This is a genomic window from Bacteroides sp. OM05-12, assembly GCF_003438995.1.
Taxonomy (GTDB): domain Bacteria; phylum Bacteroidota; class Bacteroidia; order Bacteroidales; family Bacteroidaceae; genus Bacteroides.
In genome coordinates, this window is record NZ_QSUN01000016.1 from 33,635 (window position 1) to 56,495 (window position 22,861).

15 protein-coding genes are annotated in these 22,861 nt (G+C 37.4%); 9 read left to right on the forward strand and 6 right to left on the reverse strand.

Annotated features, from left to right (window positions below; translation table 11 throughout):
• Positions 1-192 precede the first annotated feature (192 nt).
• Positions 193-1,833, reverse strand: coding sequence for a DUF6377 domain-containing protein (locus DXB63_RS12315; RefSeq protein WP_122126723.1), 1,641 nt, complete (start codon positions 1,831-1,833; stop codon positions 193-195).
• A 77-nt stretch (positions 1,834-1,910) separates the two neighbouring features.
• Positions 1,911-3,908, reverse strand: coding sequence for a T9SS type A sorting domain-containing protein (locus tag DXB63_RS12320; protein WP_122126724.1), 1,998 nt, complete (start codon positions 3,906-3,908; stop codon positions 1,911-1,913).
• Positions 3,909-4,322: 414 nt separating this feature from the next.
• Between DXB63_RS12320 and DXB63_RS12325 the strand changes: the two genes are divergently transcribed.
• The 4 genes from DXB63_RS12325 (at position 4,323) to DXB63_RS12340 (ending at position 12,154) form a co-directional block, all read left to right on the forward strand.
• A complete protein-coding gene (locus DXB63_RS12325; RefSeq protein WP_122126725.1) occupies positions 4,323-5,141 on the forward strand; it encodes a hypothetical protein in 819 nt (272 codons plus the stop codon).
• 149 nt (positions 5,142-5,290) lie between these two features.
• Positions 5,291-8,383, forward strand: a complete 3,093-nt coding sequence (locus DXB63_RS12330; protein WP_122126726.1) for a TonB-dependent receptor — start codon at positions 5,291-5,293, stop codon at positions 8,381-8,383.
• Positions 8,384-8,412: 29 nt separating this feature from the next.
• Positions 8,413-10,209, forward strand: a complete 1,797-nt coding sequence (locus DXB63_RS12335; RefSeq protein WP_122126727.1) for a RagB/SusD family nutrient uptake outer membrane protein — start codon at positions 8,413-8,415, stop codon at positions 10,207-10,209.
• A 172-nt stretch (positions 10,210-10,381) separates the two neighbouring features.
• Positions 10,382-12,154, forward strand: coding sequence for a glycosyl hydrolase family 28-related protein (locus tag DXB63_RS12340; RefSeq protein ID WP_122126728.1), 1,773 nt, complete (start codon positions 10,382-10,384; stop codon positions 12,152-12,154).
• A gap of 488 nt (positions 12,155-12,642) precedes the next feature.
• On the opposite strand, the gene DXB63_RS12345 is transcribed toward DXB63_RS12340, so the two are convergent.
• Entirely contained in the window at positions 12,643-13,314 is a 672-nt protein-coding gene (locus DXB63_RS12345; protein WP_122126729.1) for a rhomboid family intramembrane serine protease, read from the reverse strand.
• Between the two features lie 168 nt (positions 13,315-13,482).
• Between DXB63_RS12345 and DXB63_RS12350 the strand changes: the two genes are divergently transcribed.
• Genes DXB63_RS12350 through DXB63_RS12360 form a run of 3 tightly spaced genes read left to right on the forward strand, consistent with a single transcriptional unit; the run spans position 13,483 to position 18,126 of the window.
• Entirely contained in the window at positions 13,483-15,423 is a 1,941-nt protein-coding gene (locus tag DXB63_RS12350) for a glycogen debranching enzyme N-terminal domain-containing protein (protein WP_122126730.1), read from the forward strand.
• A 15-nt stretch (positions 15,424-15,438) separates the two neighbouring features.
• The gene (locus DXB63_RS12355; RefSeq protein WP_122126731.1) at positions 15,439-16,707 is read left to right on the forward strand and encodes a glycosyltransferase; all 1,269 of its coding nucleotides are present in this window, start codon (positions 15,439-15,441) and stop codon (positions 16,705-16,707) included.
• Positions 16,708-16,725: 18 nt separating this feature from the next.
• On the forward strand, positions 16,726-18,126 hold the full coding sequence (locus tag DXB63_RS12360) for an alpha-amylase (RefSeq protein ID WP_122126732.1): 1,401 nt from the start codon (positions 16,726-16,728) through the stop codon (positions 18,124-18,126).
• A 66-nt stretch (positions 18,127-18,192) separates the two neighbouring features.
• Here DXB63_RS12360 and DXB63_RS12365 read toward each other — a convergent pair whose 3' ends face one another.
• Positions 18,193-19,650: a DUF4270 domain-containing protein gene (locus DXB63_RS12365; RefSeq protein ID WP_158563679.1), complete on the reverse strand. Its 1,458-nt coding sequence runs from the start codon at positions 19,648-19,650 to the stop codon at positions 18,193-18,195.
• Positions 19,651-19,669: 19 nt separating this feature from the next.
• Complete coding sequence (locus DXB63_RS12370; protein ID WP_122126734.1) at positions 19,670-20,494, reverse strand: glycogen/starch synthase; 825 nt, start codon at positions 20,492-20,494, stop codon at positions 19,670-19,672.
• Positions 20,495-20,743: 249 nt separating this feature from the next.
• On the opposite strand from DXB63_RS12370, the gene panC reads away from it, so the two are divergent.
• A complete protein-coding gene (panC, locus tag DXB63_RS12375) occupies positions 20,744-21,589 on the forward strand; it encodes a pantoate--beta-alanine ligase (protein ID WP_122126735.1) in 846 nt (281 codons plus the stop codon).
• A gap of 18 nt (positions 21,590-21,607) precedes the next feature.
• Positions 21,608-21,961 carry an aspartate 1-decarboxylase gene (panD, locus tag DXB63_RS12380; protein ID WP_122126736.1) on the forward strand — a complete coding sequence of 118 codons (354 nt, stop codon included), beginning with the start codon at positions 21,608-21,610 and terminating at the stop codon, positions 21,959-21,961.
• A 472-nt stretch (positions 21,962-22,433) separates the two neighbouring features.
• On the opposite strand, the gene DXB63_RS12385 is transcribed toward panD, so the two are convergent.
• Positions 22,434-22,682 (reverse strand): cyclomaltodextrinase C-terminal domain-containing protein, encoded by a 249-nt coding sequence (locus tag DXB63_RS12385; RefSeq protein WP_122126737.1) that lies wholly within the window; start codon positions 22,680-22,682, stop codon positions 22,434-22,436.
• Positions 22,683-22,861: the final 179 nt, after the last annotated feature.

The following is a 22,861-nucleotide window of genomic DNA, read 5'->3' on the forward strand; positions in this document are numbered from 1 at the left end:
AATATAGAAGACACTCTGTCTCTATTTGATTGAAGCAAAAGTACTGTATCGCAAACTAATAAGTAAGTAATAAAATAAAAGTATAATGATATATTTTATACTTATGTAGCTAATACATTGAAAAACAGCGTTGTGTATTAAACAACGCTGTACATAAATATAAAGATAGTTAGATGGGAATTTGGGTCAAAATTAAGAGACGGATTCTATTTCCATGATCTTTTGCTCGAACTGCTCGTTCGGTATGATGGATTTATTCTTTGTTTTGGTTTTGTAAGTATTCACCGTATTCACGGAATAGTTCAGGAAATTGGCGATGTTGCTGCTTTCATTGATACCCAAACGTATTAAGGCAAATATGCGCATTTCCGGTGTAAGCATCTTACTGTTTTCCGGACAAGCTATATCCTCAGGTTTAAATAGCTGATTATAGGATTTGATGAAAGAGGGGAATAGCTTTAAAAAGACGCTGTCAAAAGAGGTGTGCATATTCTCCCTTTCCTTTTTTAAGTCGCTTTCTTTGAATGACATTCGTAAATCTTCATATTGTTTGGCCATGATCTTACGATTTACAAATTTATAAAGGTCTTCCATCCTGCCGATATACTCGGAGTTCAAGAAGAAAGCATATCCTATATATTCGTCTTTTATATTATTGCTTTCCGCCAATTTTTTGTTGGTCTCTTGTAATTGTATGTTTTGTTCTTCTATTTGAGCGTTATGTTTTTCTATTTGTTCATTGCGTTCTTCAATGATACCTTGTGCATTATTGAGTTTCCTTACTTGCTTGATAATCACAAATATGGTAATGGTCAGGGATATAAGAAGTAGTGACACGAAAGTAACGATACCGAATAATATGTTTCTCTCATTGGTGACTGCGTAATAGCGTGCTTGCTCTATTAACGGCAATACAGTGCTGATTTCTATTTTACGATGGCGTGCATTATAAAAGTCAGCATCCTCGAGTGCTAATTTTATATACTGGCTTGCCTTTGTCAGATCTCCTTTATCATAAAAGTATAAGGCCAGATCTTTTTTGGCGGTAGTTTCTCTTTTAGCCGATTCGGTATCTAAAATAGAGGCGAGAGCCTTATAATAAATCGCATTCTCCAAATCACCTTTTTCTTTGTAGAGGTCTCCTAGTATGGAACTGAGCAATGCTTGCCATCCCTTGTCAATATCGGGTCTGTGGAATAGTGTACTGAAGCAATCTATTCTTTCTTCAACACTATGAGAGTGAGTGGATCTGGAGGCACTTGCATAGATGTAATAGAAATTATCCGGTGGTAAACAATCTAATACGGAGTCACTGTAAACGTGATATAATTGGGCGTATTTATCCGTAAATGTACCGTCTGTATAATTACTCATATCAGAAAATAAACGGATACATTGGAAATAGAATTCGGCACGAATGTTTTTAGGTATGTTGTTTAAATTGGTGGAATTAACCACATCGCATGCATCTTTAAATATTCCGGCAGAGATATAACTGAATATCAAATTGCAATTTGCAATGACTTTCAATGAGTCATTCTGGCTGGCTAAAGCCATCTCTTGCACTTTTATAGCGTAGGCATGTGCAGAATCAAATTGATATGATTTATATTCATTGAACAGTCTGTTGTAAATATCATACTTCTCATGAACTTCATTCGTTCCTTTCAAACATTGTTTGAGACTGTCGATTCGGATTTCCCTACTCATAAAATAGATGTCCCGTTTCTCGACTACTTTGTCTAGAACATTGAGTATGGAATCTATTTTGTTTTGAGCGGACGTGATTGTTGCAGGTAGCAAAAATAAGATGAATAGTATGATATTTTTCATAACATTTAAAATGCGTTAAGACTACTTGTTTACTGCAAAAATATGATTTTTTTTCTCTTGAACCTAATATATTCAAACTATTTTTTCACAAATATTTTCTTTCCAACCGTATCGGTATCTGATTTTACAATATATAAGCCGGGCTTAAAACCGGGTATTGTTATCTTATCCGATGAAGAAATAGCTTGATAACATTCTCTTCCTGTTATATCATAAATTGATATCTGTATATTCCTGCAGCCTGATAGAATGATGCTTCCATTGATAGAATAGACTTTTAAATTATCTTCTTCATTTACCGGATGCATTCCTTGAGGGTTACAATCTTCTATGAAAATAAAACTGTCCGGCTTATCATTAGTGTCGGTTTCTGCACCGATATTTTCGTAAGACATTGAGCAATAAAAACCGTTTCCTTGTGCGTTGTCGTAGAAAATTCCATATCTTCCTGTCCCGTTTATATGGATGTTTTTCATTTGAAGATTCTTGATTTTATGATTGCTGCTTGCAATATGGATAGCATCGTTTTTTGAGTCATAAAGATTTATATTTTCGAATTTGATATTTTGCAAGTCATAATATGCACTGCTTGCAATATGGATTGCTCCTTGTCTGTTTCCCCAGAAATCGCCCTCAACACCCGGAGTACCATTGTTTACACCACCTCTGTAGATGGATATATCGTTAAATTCGTTATAGCCTTCAGTACCGAATCCTTTACCTGCAAAATCGCAATTAACTCTTAGTCCGGCTTCCATCGGATCAATAATAACGCAATGGCTTGCTTTGTTCTGTTGTCCGCCAAAAAATCCCAGGCTGGATGCACGCCAGTTATTTTCCGCCGTGTTATATCGGTAGATATTATTGATACATAGCTCTGAAGAAGACCATGATGCCATGTCGTCATCTCCATTGTTTCGGAAACTGCATTTCTCTACAATTGCATTTTTTATGCCGGAGCAGAGATTCAGCCCGTCGGCATAGTTATTCCGGAAACGGGAATGCTGAATTAAAAGATTATCAGAGTTCTTTCCATTGTAATTAGCTATCCATCCTCCACATTCGAAATGTTCTACCCATACGTTTCTGATAATGGAATTAGCTCCGAAACTTCCCATGAATCCTTTCCCTACCTGGTAGTTGGCATTGTTATCGTAGTATCTTTTGTTGTTTATCGTATTGATGTATAGTCCTTCAATAACGATATTGCTATTATCGGTTTCTATTCCTCTTTTATTGTATGTGGAACGATCGTCGGAAGAGGCTGTGAAGTATAATTCTGTGTACCACATACCTGCTCCTATGATTTTGGTATTGTCACTTGTTATGTTTATTTTTCTGTCGACTTCATATCTTCCTTCCGGTATAAATATTGTTTTTCCACCGTTGACTTGAATAAATGCTCCTAAATTTTTTGTAGGGTCATCGAATATAATTTTATTATCATCAGTGATGTCGTCAAACGTTATGGCAGCGGGTATTGGCTCTAATTCTATAAAATCAATCGTATATACAGAGCTGTTATCGGTGGTCTTTACTATTTTGAAAGTTGATCCTGCCGGGATTTTCTTAGCCAATTTGTAATGGCTTTCATCAAACCGCATGCGGGGAAATTTATTTGAAGCCGGAGTATTATCCGGATATTTGTTGTTTCCATATTTTAATGTGTATTGCCATGCCCAATAGGAGTCTAAGGTTATATCTTGCACATATTCATCATTTACATATAAAGCCAATGTACCTTTTGTGCCTTTACCATCTTCACTGTCCGGCAGAGAAAAGCGAATGGTGAGTCCGTCAGCCGCTTCATCATTTGTCCATTGGATATATGAGCCTTTTTCAGTCAGTTGGGCAGCCATCTGATTGGATGCTTCACTTTGCAACTCGGTTTGCAACACAGTTGGACTTAGAAATGAAGCATTTCCTGCACATCTATCCGGTTCTGCCTCATATCTTTTATAGGGTCGGTCATAATATCCTCTTTCAATATCATCATCTGGAAATGCAATGGATTGAGCAGACAAATTTAAATTTGATATGAATAAGGCTGATAATAAATAGAGGAAGTTTCTCATAGCTTAACAATGTTAAAAAATAAATTGAGAACAAAATAAGATAAATTAATATGGAAAAGGAAATAATATAATCGAAAATTACGTGGGTTAATTCTTATTATTCTTATATTCAATTGTTTACCAGTAAAATCTCTTTCTCCCGGACAAGAAATGTATAACAATAAAAAGAAATAAAATAAATTAATTATTGGGAATATTCACCCGGATATTCTATAGATTTGGACTTTCATGTTTATATTCTATTTATACTTTCTTATATTTTTGTATTTGCATGTTGTTGATTATTAGTAATATATGTGCTTCCTGAATAATATTTTCTAATATTAGAATAATAGATTTTTTTATTTCTTTTTAAGGTGTATACATTTGCTAATGATTTTTTAACCGATTTATTCACTTTAAAATTTAATAGTTATGAAAATGAAGAATTTTACTATGTTATTGGCGGCATTATCAGTGGGTACGTTTGCTAATGCGCAAGATCCGGTTTTAAATAACCCGGTAAAGGATGGTCACATGATTATTCAGTGGGATTATGCAAATGGTAAATTTGCCGAAGATGTAAATTTTGAGATAGATGAAACATTTGTTTATGCTCTGGATATAACTGGTACTCCTTTGGTAGATTGGATTGCCAGTGCTCCCGCTGGTATTACAAGGTCTGTAGGATGTACATTTTGGACTAATTATTCAGATCAAGGAACATGTGATGCGCGTTTAATAAAGATTAAAGGCAATATCTATGGTGCAACATTTAATCTTAAGCAATTCATAAAAACCAGAGCCCTTGAGCCTATGTTAGGTTTGCAGGAAGATGGAAGTTATTTAGCTACGGTTGCCGGTACTGTTACTGAAGTTTATTGTAATGTTTTCGGTTTTGGCTGGGAAGGAGTAGAATGGGGAAAAGAATGGTGGCAATTGGCAATGCCTGTTGCTGTATCTACAGTTACCCTTCCGTATACCGGTACTAAAACAGGTGATGAATTTTATAAAAATGATTATGATGATTCTAACTTCTTCCCCGGAGGCTTTAATGATTGGCAAGGATATGCTGCTCCGGGTGTAGTTCCTACGGCTATTGGTAGCAAAACAGTATCCTCTTCTCCGGTTGTAGGGTATGAATATTATAATATGGTAGGACAAAAACTAGCTGTTGCTCCGGTAAAGGGACTTTATATTGAGAGAATAGTCAGAGCGGACGGAACATCAGAGTCTAATAAAATATTGAACTAAAAAAGGTAAATAGGTTGTTTCAGGATTTTTAGATAAGCAAAGTTTGAAATATTAACTTTGCTTACTTTGATTAGTATGTTATGATATTCTAAGTAAAGTATTCTATAATGCTTTCTTAGTATATCTTTATTAACCCAATAATTGAGTATATGAAAAACAAATTAAGATTATTTCTTTTTCTGATTGTCGGTTTTTGTAGTTTGGCTTTTATTCAAACTTATGCACAGACAAATGGGAAAAGAATTTCAGGAACTGTATTTGATTCTAATAATGAGATTGTTATAGGGGCTGCTGTCAGTGTTGTGGGCACTACTACCGGAGTTGTAACTGATATTGACGGTAAATTTGTTTTGACAGTGCCTGTGGGGAGTACAATTAAAGTGACTTATCTTGGTTATGCTCCTTATCAGGAAAAAGTTATTGCTTCCAAGAATGTTTATAACGTAGTGCTAAAAGAGGATTATCAGGCATTGGATGAGGTTGTCGTTGTTGGATATGGAACTCAAAAGCGTTCGGAATTAACCGGGGCAATAACTACGGTCAAGTCCGATGAAATAAAAGATTTCTCAGCCAAAAGTATAGCAGAGGCTCTTACGGGTATGGCTGCCGGAGTAATGGTAACTAAAGGAAGCGGTTCGCCGGGAGAGACTCCGGATATTATAATTCGCGGTGCGGCTTCAGTAAATGGAATGTCTCCTTTGTACATTGTCGACGGCGTGAAACAAGGTACAGGTTTTGAGTTCAATATGCGTGATGTGGAGTCTATTGAAATCTTAAAAGATGCGGGTTCATGCGCTATTTATGGTGCACAGGCTGCCGGAGGTGTTATCCTTATTACAACAAAACGTGGCTCACAAGGAGAAAAAACTACAATAAACGCCAATGCGCGATTTGGAATCCGTAATATTTATACTGATATTAAGCTGCTGAACAGAGATGATTTCATCCGTGCCAAAGGTTATCAAGGAGCAGATATTCTAAGTTTTGAAGGCGTAGGAGATAAATCGGAATTACCGGATGTTGATTGGATGGATGTGATGTATGATACGGGCATAGAACAAGAGTATAATATTTCAATATCCGGCTCTACAAAGAAATCAAATTTCTTTTTGTCCGGTGGCTATTATAGTGAGGAAGGTGTTTTTCTGGACACAAAAGCAGACCGTTTCTCACTTCGAACTAATTTCGATTATACAATAAATAAGCATGTAACAATCGGTACATCTTTATATGGTAATTTGAGAAAAAATAATCCGGCTAAAGTATATTCTGTATATACAAATGCAATGCCGTTTCGTACGGTTCCTACAATGAAGCCGGTGGATGAAGATGGAAAATTTTCCATGACCCCTTCTTATTTGAATGGTCCTAATCTTTATGGAAATGAAATGACTTATCATTATAGAGATAACAATTATAGCTTGAACGCATTGGTTTATGCTAATGTTAATATTATCAAGGGACTGGACTTTAAAATAAACGCAGCCGGAAAGTTTTACGGATTCTCTAATAATGCATTTTCCGAAGCCTTTAATTTTAGAGCTGTTACAGAAAATGAATGGATGCAGGCTAAAGCCGGAACTTCTCAGGAGCTGACTTATAATGCGACTTTAACTTATGACAGGACATTTGGAGATCATGGCATTAAAGTGATGATCGGTACGGAGGCTACGAAATATGACGGCTATAATATAACGACAAATGCGAATGATTTTCCTGTTAAGATAGCAGAATCATTGAATCTTTCTTCCAATCCCGATAAAACAGCTTCAGACTTTATAGGAGTGGGCAGAGCTATGTCTTTCTTCGGTCGAATCAATTATTCTTATATGGGAAAATATCTTCTTACTGCTAATTTGCGTAGAGACGGTTCGGATAGATTCGGTCCTAAAAATCGTTGGGGTACGTTCCCTTCCGTCAATGGAGCATGGAGAATGAGTGAAGAATCTTTTATTAAGAATAATTTGTCTTGGCTCTCCAATGCTAAACTGCGAGCCAGCTGGGGTATCTTAGGTAATGACGGTATTGCACAGTTTTTGTATGAAGAAGCCTATGTAGGTGACCAGATTGTATATGACTTTGGAGGCAAAGGACAAGTACAAGGTTGGGCGAACTTTAAAGTGCCAAATGAGAAAATAAAATGGGAAGAAGTGCATCAGACGGATATTGGAGTTGACCTCGGATTCCTGAATAATAGATTGACAGTGACTTATGACTATTATAATCGCCAAACCAAAGATATGCTTTATTGGCGTATCGTACCATTGGCAAGCGGTATAGGTTATTATACTGATATGAATACCAAGATGCCGATTAATATAGGTAAAGTGGAAAATATAGGGCATGAAATCTCTGTAACTTGGAATGACCGTAGAGGCGGATTTAATTATATGGTTGGTGTTAATGCTTCTTTCAATAGAAATAAAGTTCGTCAGTTAGGTGAAGAAGGAGCTGCTCCGTTGGTATATGGTATAAATCGTACTGAAAATGGTAAGGCGATGGGATTACTTTACGGCTATAAGGCTGTTGGAATCTTCCAGAGTCAGGAGCAGGTTGATGAATATAATGCTAAGGCTCAGGCCATGGGCCGGAATTATTATTGGAAAGAAAAAACAGGTGTAGGGGATTTGATTTATGATGATTGTGGAAAAGGTTATGTTGATGAAAGTTGTCAGACGTATATCGGTAATCCTTGGCCTAAAATGTTTTATGGCATTAATCTCAAATTAGAATATAAAGGCTTTGATTTAGCGCTACTTTTCCAAGGGGCTACAGGCTTTGATATTTATAATGGAGTAAAAAGGTATACGCAGAATTTCGGTGATGACGGCAATACCACAAAAGATATTTTCAAGAATTCATTCTTTGGTGAGAACGGTTTGACGGATATGCCGCGTTGCGGGACATTTGATGAAGAGAACCAATGGGTGGGAGATCCTAGCCAGAATTATTCCACAGTATCTTCATTTTGGGTAGAAAGTGGTAATTATCTGAAATTGAAAAATCTTGTTTTTGGTTATTCTCTACCTAAGAATTTGTTGAAGAAAGCCTCAATAGAGAATGTTCGTGTATATTTCAGTGCATCTAACTTGTTTACTATTACAAAATATTCCGGTATCGATCCTGAAATAGCCGGAACTTCGAATAGTGGCAGTCAAAGTGTTTTGGAACGTGGAGTAGATAGATATGACCGTTATTTACCTTCCCGTTTGATTTCATTTGGTATAGATTTGACCTTTTAGTTAATCACAATAAGAAATAACGAATTATTATGAAGAATAAGATTAATCGATTTATATACACAGCTTTTCTGGCTACGACTTTAGTAGGATGTTCAGATTTCTTTGAAGTCACAGATAAAGGCTCTATATCTCCTGATATATTTCCGACGACTTTAGATCAGGTAGATTTAATGTTGAATGCAAGTTATGCCGGAAGTCATACAAAAGGATTGTATACTTTTTATTGGTTTCCGATGGGGGTTTATCTTTATGATAATACTTCCAATACGGATGCGACCTATGATAGTAGGGCGAATCAGATGAGCAATAATACCGATACGGATTGCGAATATAATGCTCAAACTTATTGCGATGTGTTGCGATGGATAGAGCTGTCTAATGCAGCTTTAGAAGGTATCGCTGATTATCGTGAACATTATGCTGTAGAGAATGAAGCTGCCGCTTTGGATTTTATGAAGGGACAAGCATTATTTAATCGTGCTTTAGCATATTGGCATGGACAAATATTCTTTGAAATCGAAAGTAAGAAAGATGGATTGGGATTGCCCTTGATAGACAAGGTTCCTAAAGCTCTTGATGAGATGATGCCGCAACGTGCGACGACCGAACAGACTTGGGATTTTGTGATAGAAACTTTAAAGGATGCGATTTCTTTATTGAAAGGTCACAATAGTGATCCTACCCGTGCTACTGAGTGGGCGGCAAAAGGTCTTTTAGCTAAAGTATATATGCAGGCAAGGCGTCCGGTTGAGGCAAAGCCCATACTCGAAGATATTATCAATAATAGTGGGAAGAAACTGGTTCCTTATTCCGTTTATTCGAATATGTTTTATGCAGATGAAGCGTATGAGTTTAACGAAGAATCACTGTATGAGATCGATATGACGATGAATGATAAGCAGAATGGTCCTTGGGGTGGATTTACAACTGGTAGTGGTATGCCGATGGTTTTTGCTCCGTGGCCGCTTAATCTTGATTTTCGTGATAGACCGTCTACTACGGAATATGATATAATAACCAATTCCACCGGAGGTTGGGGTAATAATTATGTTCACGATAAGAATGTTCGTCGTTTTGGTTTCGGATTGGGTGCTCCAGGCAATAGAATAAAGAATCCCGATTTTAAAAGTGGTGATCCTCGTTCTATTACGAATTTGCCGTATATCATTGATCCTGCTTATTATCAAAGAAGTTTGGAAATTCGCCAAAATAAAGAAGCCGATCCTCGTTTGTATATCAGCGCGGGGCAACCTTATGTGGATACAATGAAGGATTCTAAAGGAAAGGTGACATTTTATGATAGATCACCGGGTATGAATAACCAGCCGGATATATTATCATGGAACCATAAGAAATTCACGAATCGCGAAGGCTTCGAAAATCAGCTGAATTTTAGCAGTCCGGCGAATTATCCAATCATACGTTTGGCTGATATTTATTTACTGTATGCTGAAGTTCTGAAAGATTCAGACCCGTCTACTGCATTGGAATATATTAATAAAATACATCGTCGTGCTTATGATTATCCGATAGACCAACCTTCTCCGATAGATTATACAAGTTTGACTGACCGGACGAAAGCTGAACCGGATGACCATTTGGCAAATGATCCTTTGAAGTATGAACGTTGGGCAGAGCTATTTGCCGAAGGTCAATGGTGGTTTGACATACGACGTTGGGAAATAGGAGAACAGGAAATGAAGTATTTTAAAAATAATAGAAACGGCTCTTTGATTTGGAGAGGTATTGACTGTTATGTACAGCCTATTCCTAAAACGGAGATAGAAAGATATAACGGTAATATTAAGCAATCAGGAAATTATTAATCAAAAGATTATAGTCTGATATAACTTAAATAAAAGCGCGATCATTAGTCATTCGGAATTGAATGATAAATCATAGACGGAAAATATATGAGGTATATTATTCTGAATGACAGAAATGGTTGCTGTTTTTATGGTGTTATGTTATTGTCTTTTTCTTAATCCATAGATAAGTATGAAGGATAGATATCTGTTAATTGTGCTGTTGATCACAATTTTGGTTCCTATAGGGAAAGTTGCGGCTCAAAGTGTTGTGTTTCCTGACGATGATAAAGAGCGTGGGTATTATAACCGACCGTATAAAAGGTATGAGGCCGAATCCGGGAAATGCTCGGGTAGTGCATTATTCCTGAACCCCACTTATATTCAGACGGAATTGCAGAGTGAAGCATCTAATCAGATGGCAGCCCAATTGATTGAAAAGGGATCATTTGTTCAATGGGCAAATGATGAAGCGGCTGACGGACTCACCATTCGTTTTTCCCTGCCGGATGGTGAAGACGGTAAAGGAACAAAAGGCACTTTGGCTTTATATGTAAATAATGAATATGTACAAGACATAGTTTTGGACTCTTATTGGGCATGGCAGTATGCGTTGAAGAAAGGACAAACGTATCCTGATAATATTCCCGCCGGCAACAAATTTGCCAGAATGCGTTTTGATGAGATGCATGTCAGATTAGACCGTAAGATTCCTGATGGAGGCAGCTTCAAGTTGGTGAAAACGGATGATAATCAAATTCCGTATACAATAGATTTTGTAGAGTTGGAAGCCGTTCCTGAAGCTGTAACGTTTGAATCCATACAAGATGCAAATAAAGTCATGTATCTTCCTTCTGAAGGGAGGCTTGATCAGTTTATAGCAAAGAATGGTGGAAGAACAATCTATATTCCGGCCGGGAAATATGATGTAGAGGAGCGTATTTCTATTTCGCGACCGAATACAAAAGTAATAGGAGCCGGTATGTGGTATACGGAAATTTACTTTTCGGCTTCTTCGGATAATAAACAGACTTATAATAAAAGAGGCATTGAGGCCGATGCTGATAATATAGTTTTGGAAGGTTTGTATCTCAATACTGTAAATAATAAGAGATATTATAATGATAATTCCAATTATCAGGTAGGGAAAGGCCTGATGGGCAGCTTTGGGGCTAATTCTGTTATTAAAAATGTTTGGGTAGAACATTTTGAATGTGGAGGCTGGATTGATGGGACTGATCGCCTGAGAGTATCGCATTGCCGTTTTCGGAATAATTATGCCGATGGGATAAATTTGTCTTTTGGAAGTCGGAATTCTTTCGTAGAGTATTGCAGCTTCCGTAACAACGGAGATGATGACATGGCATCATGGTCACGAGGCCATAAGATGTGTGAGTATATAACCTATCGATATTGTACTGCGGAAAATAACTGGCGTGCATCCAGTGTCGGTTTTTTCGGTGGAAAAGGTCATAAAGCTCAAAACCTTGTTGTCATTGACCCTATGGAGGCCGGTTTGCGGGTAACTACAGATTTTCCGGGCAGGGAGTTTAGTGACGAGGATTTTATTGTGTATGATAATATCTCTGTTTATAGAGCGGGATGTCCAAAAGGAATACTGGGAGTCAGTGGTGACATCATTAACGGGAGTGCATCAGGGGCGATACATATAACCAGTTATTTGCAGTATGATCTTCATCATGTGAAGTTCTCTAATATTGATATTTTTAATTCAAAGGATGTGGCTATTTTCATTGGCTGTAAGAATAGAAAAAAAATAGATCAGCTTTATCTGGAGAATATTCTAATTGATGGGACACAAGGAGACGGTGTGTATTTTTCTCGTGCAAAGGGTAAAGCGTTTTATTCTAACTTACAATTTAAAAATGTGAAAGGAAAGAATATAGGAGAAGTATCAAACGGTTTTGAATTCTCTACGGACATTAAAACCGGGCTTCCCCAATAATTATCGGGGATAAGCATAAATCGGATTTTTTATAAAATCATGTGTTATTTATTCGTTTGGGCTTATCTCTTTGTGGGTTGGTGACACCTGTTGTTCAGCATACGGTCGATTGTCTGCAAACTCCTATCGTTTGCAAACAATCGACCGTATCTTTGTTAACAAACGACCTGATGTTTTTTTCAATCAACCCTATGTTTTTTTCAAACGACCTGATGTTTTTTAAAAACATCAAGGTGTTTATAAGTGAAATACAGTATAAAAAACGAATTGTCCTCAAATAACCTTCAATCTTTCAGTTTACTAATTTATGATTGATTATCAGATTGTTATCCTGAACCTTTCTTAGGAAAAAGATTCAGCCGAAGATGAATGATGAGTCTATGTGCTGAATGATTCTATCTTTCAGGGCAACTCATTCATTATCAGAGTGAAATTAGCAAACTGAAGGATGAAACTTATAGGTAATTATTGCTCTGAGAGTACACAAGTTAGACAATGTTACTTGGTGAAGTATTTTCATTTTCACAGTCACTGTCTTTCTTCTCATTTTCTTCTTCCTCTTCATCTTCTTCGTCAGCAAACGGATCCGGCTTTTGCGGGCCTTTGCCGGCAAAAAGTACAGAAGCTACCATACCTGCGATGGCTCCGCCAAGATGGCCCTCCCAGGAAACCGAATCTCTGGCAAAGAATGGAAGCATATCCCACACAAGCCCTCCATAGAGGAAAGTAACCAGCAAAGACACTGCTATAAGTGGTACGTGTTTGCGAATGATACCACTAAAAAACAGGAAGAAAGCAAGACCGTAGATTAATCCGCTTGCACCGACGTGCCAACCCGGTTTCCCGATGATAAAGGTGATGATGCCTCCTAGAATCCATACAAAGAAAAAGATCAGGGCTCCTAAATCCTTGTAGAAATAGAATAAACACCATAATAGAAAAAGTAAAGGTATTGTGTTGGCAAATAGATGTTTAAAGCTGGCATGTACCAATGGATGCGCAAAAATACCAAATACTCCTTTTTTCTCCATGGGGTAAACCCCCAGTCGGGTGAAGTCCCAATCCATACCCGTTTCCAAGACTTTTATCATGTAAAGGATGAAAATAAAGAAAAGAGGGATAACCATTGCTAGTAAAATACGGCGTATTTCGGGTTTCATACTATTGTTCTTATAAATATTTCTGCAATGCTACGAATATTTGCGGAAAAAATAAAAAATAATCAGGTAATTAATTTTGCTTTTGTGTTATAATTACTATTTTTGAGGCACTACAAATGGTTGTAGGGTATATTAAAGTAAAATTTTAACCTTAAAATATGCACAGCTATGAGCTATTTACGATTTGATAAGACTCTGATGGTGAACTTGGAAGAATCCTTGCAAAGAGAGATTCTCCGCACAAACAGATCGGGAGCCTATCATTGCACTACGGTTGTAGATTGCAATACCAGAAAATACCATGGACTGCTGGTTATTCCTGTTCCTGAACTGGATGACGAGAACCATGTGCTTCTGTCTTCGCTCGATGAGACTGTTATTCAGCATGGTGCGGAGTTCAATCTTGGGCTTCATAAGTATCAGGGTAATAATTACAGTCCCAACGGTCATAAGTATATTCGTGAGTTTGATTGTGAGAAAGTTCCAACAACTACATATCGTGTCGGCGGAGTAATAATGAAAAAGGAAAAGGTTTTCGTTCATCACGAGAACCGTATTCTTATTCGTTATACTTTGGTTGATGCGCATTCTGCGACAAAACTTCGTTTTCGTCCGTTTCTTGCTTTCCGTAGCGTGAAGCAGTATACTCACGAGAATGCACAGGCCAGCCGGGAATATCAGGAAGTGGAGAACGGAATTAAAACATGTATGTATCCGGGTTATCCCGAATTATATATGCAACTTAACAAAAAGTGTGAATTTCATTTTGAACCGAATTGGTACAGAGGCATCGAATATACGAAGGAGCAGGAGAGGGGATATGATTTCAATGAAGACCTTTATGTTCCGGGATATTTTGAAGTAGATATCAAAAAGGGCGAGAGCGTAGTCTTCTCTGCCGGAATTTCGGAAGTAAACACGCGTCAGTTGAAGAAAGTGTTTCAAGAAGAAGTGGATGATCGTACTCCGCGCGACAGTTTCTTGCATTGCCTGATAAATTCAGCTCATCAATTTCATAATAAACAAGGAGATAAGCATTATATCTTAGCCGGTTATCCATGGTTTAACTGCCGTGCACGGGATATGTTCATTGCTTTGCCCGGTCTTACACTGGCCATTGATGAAATTGATGAATTTGAATCGACAATGGCAACGGCGGAAGTCGCCATCCGGAATTTTATTAAGAGCGGGTCGAGCGAATGTAAAATCTATGAGATGGAACATCCTGATGTGCTTCTTTGGGCGGTATGGAGTTTGCAGCAGTATGCAAAAACAACCTCACGTGAGCAATGCCGACAGAAGTACGGGGATCTGCTTGAAAAGATTATAGAATATATCCGTAGGGAGAAACATGATAATTTGTTTTTGCATGACAACGGATTGCTTTATGCCAACGGAAAAGAAAAAGCCATTACATGGATGAATTCTACGGTTGACGGACATCCGGTTATTCCCCGTACAGGATATATCGTGGAATTTAACGCATTATGGTATAATGCTCTTCGTTTCGTGGCAGAAATATCCCGTGAAGGCGGTAATGCTGATTATGCCGAACTGTTGGATAGCTTGGCTGCTAAAGCAGCTGAATCATTTATTGAAACATTCCGTAACGAATATGGTTATTTATTCGATTATGTGGATGGAAACATGATGGATTGGAGTGTTCGTCCGAATATGATATTTACAGTTGCTTTTGATTATTCTCCGCTTGACCAGGCTCAGAAGAAAAAAGTATTGGATATAGTGACGAGAGAATTGGTAACCCCCAAGGGAATACGTTCGTTAAGTCCCAAGAGTGGAGGTTACAATCCTAATTATGTCGGTCCTCAGATTCAGCGTGACTATGCTTATCATCAGGGTACGGCATGGCCATGGCTAATGGGATTTTATATGGAGGCTTATTTACGTATTTATAAGATGAGTGGTATTTCGTTTGTGGAACGCCAATTGATTGGCTTTGAAGAAGAGATGACGCGTCATTGTATTGGTTCTATTCCGGAATTATTTGATGGAAATCCTCCTTTCAAAGGGCGTGGAGCTGTATCTTTTGCAATGAATATTGCTGAGTTCTTACGTATATTAAAGCTTTTGAGTAGATATAACCAATAAGGAGGAGGAACGAATATGAAAGTATTAATGTTTGGATGGGAGTTCCCTCCGCATATTTTAGGTGGTTTAGGTACTGCCAGTTATGGATTGACAAAAGGTATGTCCATGCAGGAAGATATGGAGATAACTTTCTGTATACCGAAACCTTGGGGTGATGAGGATCAGAGTTTTCTCAAAATATTGGGAATGAATAGCGTTCCCATTGTATGGAAAGATGTAAATTGGGATTATGTAAATGGTCGCGTGGGCAGCTATATGAATCCGCAGGATTATTTTGATTTGAGAGATCATATCTATGCTGATTTTAGTTATATGAACACGAATGATCTTGGCTGTATGGAGTTCTCCGGTCGTTATCCGGATAATTTGCATGAGGAGATTAATAACTATTCCATTGTTGCGGGAGTGGTTGCACGTCAGCAGGAATTTGATATTATTCATTCTCATGACTGGTTGACATATCCTGCCGGTATCCATGCAAAGCAAGTTTCCGGTAAACCGTTAGTTATCCATGTGCATGCAACGGATTTTGACCGTAGTCGTGGAAATGTAAACCCGACTGTTTATGCAATTGAAAAGAATGGTATGGATCATGCGGATCATATCATGTGTGTAAGTGAATTGACACGACAAACTGTAATTCAAAAGTATTTCCAAGATCCGAAGAAAGTATCTACGGTACATAATGCCGTATCTCCACTTTCTCAAGAAATTTTGGATATAGTGCCGAAGAGGAATCCGAAAGAGAAGATTGTTACATTCCTCGGACGTATTACCATGCAGAAAGGCCCGGAATATTTTGTGGAAGCGGCAGCGATGGTATTGGCAAAGACCAAGAATATCCGTTTTGTAATGGCAGGTAGTGGCGATATGATGACACAGATGATTCATCTGGCAGCAGAGCGTGGCATTGCGGATCGTTTTCACTTCCCCGGTTTTATGAAAGGAAAACAGGTTTATGAAGTGTTGAAAGCAAGTGATGTTTATATCATGCCGTCGGTTTCCGAACCGTTCGGTATTTCCCCATTGGAGGCAATGCAATGCAGTGTGCCTACTATCATATCTAAACAATCAGGATGTGCTGAGATTCTCGACAAATGTATTAAAACAGATTATTGGGATATTCATGCAATGGCTGATGCCATTTATTCTATTTGTACTTATCCGGCTATGTATGACTATTTGAAGGTGGAAGGTAAAAAAGAAGTCGATAATATCAAATGGGAGAATGTAGGATATAAAGTTCGTGGTATATACGACGAGATTTTGAAAAATTATAGATAACAATAAAATAATATAGATATGAAAACAATCTGTCTTTATTTCGAGATTCATCAAATTGTCCACTTGAAACGTTACCGTTTCTTCGATATAGGCACAGACCATTATTATTATGATGATTATGCAAATGAAACGGGAATGTCCGATGTTGTGGAACGCTCTTATAAACCGGCTTTGTCTGCATTGATTGAGATGGTGAAAAACTCGGATGGAGCTTTTAAAGTGGCTTTGTCTGTTTCCGGTGTGGCGTTAGAGCAAATGGAAATGCATGCCCCTTGTGTGATTGATTTGCTTAATCAATTAAATGACACCGGATGTTGTGAATTCTTATGTGAACCTTACTCTCATGGTTTATCCTCACTTGTTAATGAGGATTGTTTCCGTGAAGAAGTGAAACGTCAGAGTGATAAGATCAAGCAATTGTTTGGCAAGGCGCCGAAAGTATTCCGTAATTCAAGTCTGATTTATTCGGATGAGATTGGTGCGACTGTAGCCGGTATGGGATTTAAAGGCATGTTGACAGAAGGCGCTAAACATGTGCTTGGCTGGAAGAGCCCGCATTATTTGTACCATTGTAATCAAGCTCCGAGCCTTAAATTATTATTGAGAGATTTCAAACTATCGGATGATATCAGTTTGCGTTTCTCAAATGCGGATTGGAGTGAATATCCGTTATTTGCCGATAAGTATGTAGATTGGATTGCTGCATTGCCGCAAGAAGAGCAAGTAATCAATATCTTTATGGAATTGAGTGCGTTAGGCGTAGCTCAACCCCTTTCTTCTAATATTCTTGAATTTTTGAAAGCTCTTCCGGCTTGTGCAAAGGCTAAGGGCATAACTTTCTCTACTCCATCGGAGATTATTGGAAAGCTTAAGTCTGTATCACAGATTGATGTGCCTTATCCGATGTCTTGGTGTGATGAAGAACGTGACATTAGTCCATGGCTTGGAAATCCTCTTCAAAGAGAGGCATTCAATAAACTTTATAGTGTTGCGGAACGTGTGCATTTATGTGATGATCGTCGTATCAAGCAGGATTGGGATTATTTGCAAGCAAGCAATAATTTCCGTTTTATGACGACAAAGAATTCCGGAGTAGGAATAAACCGTGGAATATATGATTCTCCCTATGATGCTTTCACGAATTATATGAATATTTTGGGTGATTTTATTAATCGTGTGAATTCTCTTTATCCGGAAGATGTGGATGATGAAGAACTAAACTCTTTACTTACTACAATAAAAAATCAGGGTGAAGAATTAGTTGAGCTACATAAAGAACTGGATAAACTTGAAAGTAAGTTGGAGAAGACAAAATCAGCTTCTGCTCCGAAGGTTAAGCCGACAGTTAAAGCTACTGCAAAAGTTGCAAAGCCTAAAGCTGTAGAAGCTAAAAAAACTCCGGCTAAGAAAGAAAAATAAAAAGTCTCATTTAGGTATAATAAAAAAGCAGCTTTTAAAAGCTGCTTTTTTATTATCATGTTATTGTTATTTGAAAGTCGTATAAGTAACGTATAAATTGATCTTTTCTCCTTCCGAACCACCCTCCAGCTTGGCACTTGTAAGTTTCAAATCATGGCTGACGGCAACTACCGACTGATCTGTCCCCGAACTTTGAGTGATATTAACCGGTATTAATACAATTTTATTCCAGTCCGGATTCTTGTTTACCCAATCGGCATCTTTACTTTCCCCTTCTTTTCTCTCAGCAATACAAGCATTTACTAAATTGTTGATGTTACTGAATTTATAAATGTTATTGCTACCTAATGTTGTTACATAAGATGTTTTGTTATCGTACAATTCATTCTTCTCAAAGAAAGAGTACATCTCTTTTTTGCGTACCATTAAGATATATCCGGCTTTAGGCATCTTATACGGTGTGAGATTGCTTCCCGTTTCGTTGTAGGTAGTAAAGCTTAATTGCACTGAATTGAGTGTGTCTTTGGCATACTCTCCTGCATTTATTTGATCTATCGGTAATGTCGCTTCCGTGAAAATTCCGGCAGGGCTTTTTAAATAAGTCCAATTGTTCTGGGCTACTAAGTCTTTGAGCTTTGCTGAATTTTGGAATCTGTTTGCCTGAATGACTTCTTTGGTTGCGGAGAATACTGCCAGACTTTTTACCTTTATGGAGTCTTTGTCAGGTTCTCGAGTTGTTTTATCACGGATTATATTCCCTAATGTATCGGTTCCATATATATCAGCTGTTAGAATTAAATCCATATCACTTAAATAAAGGATGTTTCCGTCGCCACTTTCATGTTTGACATAAACTCCTTTGAATACATTTTGGATAAAAGACTCTGAGTTTGCGAAATAACCAGGGTTATTTTTATTCGCTTCTATAATTCTGTTTGCTAACTCCTTGGATAGGTCGGTTCTTATAGAATATGAATAGTAAGTGTTCCATAAGGAATCTTTTACCGACATATCTTTAATCGTATAATATTTACTTCCTAATGGTTGTGAAGCAGGATTATAATATTTCTCAGGATCGACAGCTGAATAATAATAGTCTTTATTACTTTGTAGATAATTATTTAGCTCATAAACGACCAATTTGTTTTGCGCGGTTGAATCTCCGTAGAAATCGTTTTTATTGTAGTATAAATATAGAAGTGCTTTATAGGAATCTTTGACTATTAAACTGTCAGGAATTGTATCTAATCTGATTGTCAGGTTATCTATACAGTTAAATTGAGTCATAAAGTCCGCTTCAAATACGCCAAAGTCCGGGTCGGTGTATTTTCCTAAATACGCAGTGCTTGTTCTGGCATATATAGAATCCGCCAAAATAGATCTGGTTGTAACTTCAAATATCGCATTCTTGACTTCGATTTTATCTCCGTCCTGCATCATACTTTCTCCTAAGTTTCCGGTATTGTCATCGCATCCGAAAAGAACAAGGGCGAGTAAAGCTACCCACAAATATTTTATTTTCATTGATTTGTCTGATTTGAATTTATTTCTTTTCAGTTTCCCATACTTGGTCGTAGAATTGGTCAAAAGCCTCGATATAGTTATCCGGTGATTGATAATCAAGGATAGGAATACCTGACTCATTTGCGAATTTCATGACATCTTGGTTCACCGATTCACTGTTTTGAATTACTCCGTCGGAATAGGAGATTGCCAATTTTATTAGTTCGGTGTAGTCAACCGGTTTATTTATTGATTTTAAATTATCTTCTTCAATGCCTTTTAATAGTAATTTAGACGTAAAATCATTATTAAAGCTGGATTTAAAATCATCTTCATATACAGAGAAAATCACTTTTGAATCCCGAAAAGACGGTTCGTCTTTATATGCTTTCTTTATATATAAAGGAGCTAATGCTGTCATCCATCCGTGACAATGGATAATATCCGGACACCAACGTAGTTTTTTTACTGTTTCCAATACTCCTCTGGCATAGAAGATTGCACGGCTGTCATTATCTTCGTATTCGACATCGTTTTCGTCAACCTTTTGTAATCTGTTCTGGAAATAGTCGTCATTATCGATGAAATAGACTTGCATTCTTGCTGATTGGATGGAAGCCACTTTTATGATAAGAGGATGGTCCGTGTCATCAATGATAAGGTTCATTCCTGAAAGGCGGATAACTTCATGCAGTTGGTTTCTGCGTTCATTGATATTCCCCCATTTAGGCATAAATGTCCTTATCTCTCTACCTTTCTCCTGAATAGCTTGTGGAAGGTATCTGCCGATATTGGCCATTTCTGATTCCGGAACGTAAGGAGTAATTTCTTGTGTAATAAATAAAACCTTGTTAGCTTTCATCATTTATAATATCTTTCTCTTCAAATATTCTGCAAAGATAATAAAAAAAAAGCGCATTTATACAAGTTTCTTAAGGCAATAATTGGAACGGAGATGTTAACTCCTTATTATTCAGTCTTTAAATAGATACTGTAGGCTGATCTTAAATCGTCAGCTTTTGCATTAATTTATAATATTTCTTCTTTATATGGTAAATTATCGTTTATTTTGCACGGTTTTTTTGTGGAACAAGGAATAAACATTAGAATAGAAATGAAATTAGTACATACTATCAGCGACTTACAAGCTGAATTGTCGGCTTTGAAAGCTCAGAATAAAAAGGTAGGGTTGGTTCCCACGATGGGTGCTTTGCATGCCGGGCATGCTTCGTTGGTTAAACGTTGTGTAGAGGAAAACGATGTGGCTGTGGTTAGCGTTTTTGTAAATCCTACACAGTTTAATGATAAGAATGATTTAATCAAGTATCCGCGTACACTGGATGCTGACTGTGAATTGTTGGAGTCGGTGGGAGCGAGTTTCGTTTTTGCTCCTTCTGTGGAGGAGATGTATCCGGAACCTGATACTCGTGTCTTTAGTTTTTCTCCGTTGGATACTGTCATGGAAGGTAAGTTCCGTCCGGGACATTTTAACGGTGTGGCACAGATTGTTAGTAAATTGTTTGATGCGGTACGACCGGATCGTGCTTATTTCGGTGAGAAAGATTTTCAGCAGTTGGCTATCATTCGCAAAATGGTGAAACAGTTGCATTATAACTTGGAAATAGTAGGATGTCCTATTGTACGTGAAGAGGATGGGTTGGCTTTAAGTAGCAGAAATGCAAGACTTTCTACCGTAGAACGTGAAATAGCTTTAAATATATCGAAGACTTTATATAAAAGTCGTACCTTTGCTGTCGATCATTCGGTGGAAGAGACTTTGCAGTTTGTTGAAAGTGAAATAGGAAAGGTGCAGGGATTGCAACTTGAGTATTTTGAGATTGTGGACGGAAATACATTGCAAAGTATTGCCAACTGGGATGATACAACGTATGCCGTAGGGTGCATAACTGTATTTTGCGGTGAAGTGCGTTTGATAGATAATATCAAATATAAAGAATAACTAAATAAACTAAGCCTTATGATGATTGAAGTGATAAAGTCTAAATTACACTGTGTACGTGTGACGGAGGCTGATTTGAATTACATGGGTAGTATAACGATTGATGAGGACTTAATGGATGCGGCGAATATGATTGCCGGAGAGAAAGTTCATATCGTAGACAATAATAATGGGGAACGTTTTGAAACTTATATTATAAAAGGAGAACGAGGTTCCGGTAAGATTTGTTTGAATGGGGCGGCTGCCCGTAAAGTTCAGGTGGGTGATATTGTCATTATTATGTCGTATGCCATGATGGATTTTGAAGAAGCTAAGACTTTTAAGCCGACAATCGTTTTTCCCGATTCTACTACCAATAAATTAGTAAAGTAAGTCTATTCGTATAAGCGAAACTCATAAACATATATTCCTACATCTTTAGAGATTTCTTTTTGGAAGTTTTCTGACTGATGTAGGATTTTTTGTTTTCATCTTACTGGTACTTGTTATTAAACATACGGTCGGTTGTTTGCAAACGATAGGAGTTTGCCATCAAACGACCGTATGTTTGTCTTCAATCGTCCGGGTGTTTTTATCACCTAAGGGAGCGTTGTCTAACACTCAAGGGAGCGATAGCTTACAGCTACTGGAGCGTTAGCCAACGCTCCCTTGAGCGTTTTTAGTTTGCTTATTTCGCTAAATTAGCTGTTTTGCAATTTACTTTAAACTGTCTTCACCTTATCACTATTTGCAGCTTTGTGTTTGATTGTCAATTGATTGCAGTGCAGGTGACTTTTTGAGTTGAGGATTGAGAGCTAAAAATAAGCCGTTTCGTTGTGATACGAAACGGCTTAAATACAGAGGTCTATAATTCAATAATCAATGATTGACGAGCATTTAATTGCATGTTTTTTGTTAAGTCAATCTTTTTACCGCTAACGAGTTCTTGTCCGTATTGTGAACCATCAAGGATTTCCTTGTACTGATGTATCGGTAATTCCTGTGCATCATTGGTTCCATTTAGGATTATTAACTCACTTTTACCCTGGTGCTTACGCACATACACATATATTCCCCCTGCAGGAACATTGTGCCTCACTGTTTTTGTTGTCATAATCAATCAATATTTGATGAATAACGGGGGCAAAGATAATGAAATAATCCATATATGGACTGGAAATATTTTCTCAAAAAGTATCAGATATGATGCAAACTGTATTTGGAATAGTTATATAATATATTGAAAATGTAACTTAATGTTTCTTTGGGTAGAACGCGGAAATGTACTGTTGA

What these genes read in the sequence shown, in the direction of transcription:
- DXB63_RS12335 (WP_122126727.1), top strand. Translation starts at nt 8,413, where the DNA reads ATGAAGAATAAGATTAATCGATTTATATACACAGCTTTTCTGGCTACG.
- DXB63_RS12325 (WP_122126725.1), top strand. Translation starts at nt 4,323, where the DNA reads ATGAAAATGAAGAATTTTACTATGTTATTGGCGGCATTATCAGTGGGT.
- DXB63_RS12340 (WP_122126728.1), top strand. Translation starts at nt 10,382, where the DNA reads ATGAAGGATAGATATCTGTTAATTGTGCTGTTGATCACAATTTTGGTT.
- DXB63_RS12315 (WP_122126723.1), bottom strand. Translation starts at nt 1,833, where the DNA reads ATGAAAAATATCATACTATTCATCTTATTTTTGCTACCTGCAACAATC.
- DXB63_RS12355 (WP_122126731.1), top strand. Translation starts at nt 15,439, where the DNA reads ATGAAAGTATTAATGTTTGGATGGGAGTTCCCTCCGCATATTTTAGGT.
- DXB63_RS12385 (WP_122126737.1), bottom strand. Translation starts at nt 22,682, where the DNA reads ATGACAACAAAAACAGTGAGGCACAATGTTCCTGCAGGGGGAATATAT.
- DXB63_RS12330 (WP_122126726.1), top strand. Translation starts at nt 5,291, where the DNA reads ATGAAAAACAAATTAAGATTATTTCTTTTTCTGATTGTCGGTTTTTGT.
- DXB63_RS12345 (WP_122126729.1), bottom strand. Translation starts at nt 13,314, where the DNA reads ATGAAACCCGAAATACGCCGTATTTTACTAGCAATGGTTATCCCTCTT.
- DXB63_RS12350 (WP_122126730.1), top strand. Translation starts at nt 13,483, where the DNA reads ATGAGCTATTTACGATTTGATAAGACTCTGATGGTGAACTTGGAAGAA.
- DXB63_RS12365 (WP_158563679.1), bottom strand. Translation starts at nt 19,650, where the DNA reads ATGAAAATAAAATATTTGTGGGTAGCTTTACTCGCCCTTGTTCTTTTC.
- DXB63_RS12320 (WP_122126724.1), bottom strand. Translation starts at nt 3,908, where the DNA reads ATGAGAAACTTCCTCTATTTATTATCAGCCTTATTCATATCAAATTTA.
- panC (WP_122126735.1), top strand. Translation starts at nt 20,744, where the DNA reads ATGAAATTAGTACATACTATCAGCGACTTACAAGCTGAATTGTCGGCT.
- DXB63_RS12360 (WP_122126732.1), top strand. Translation starts at nt 16,726, where the DNA reads ATGAAAACAATCTGTCTTTATTTCGAGATTCATCAAATTGTCCACTTG.
- DXB63_RS12370 (WP_122126734.1), bottom strand. Translation starts at nt 20,494, where the DNA reads ATGATGAAAGCTAACAAGGTTTTATTTATTACACAAGAAATTACTCCT.
- panD (WP_122126736.1), top strand. Translation starts at nt 21,608, where the DNA reads ATGATGATTGAAGTGATAAAGTCTAAATTACACTGTGTACGTGTGACG.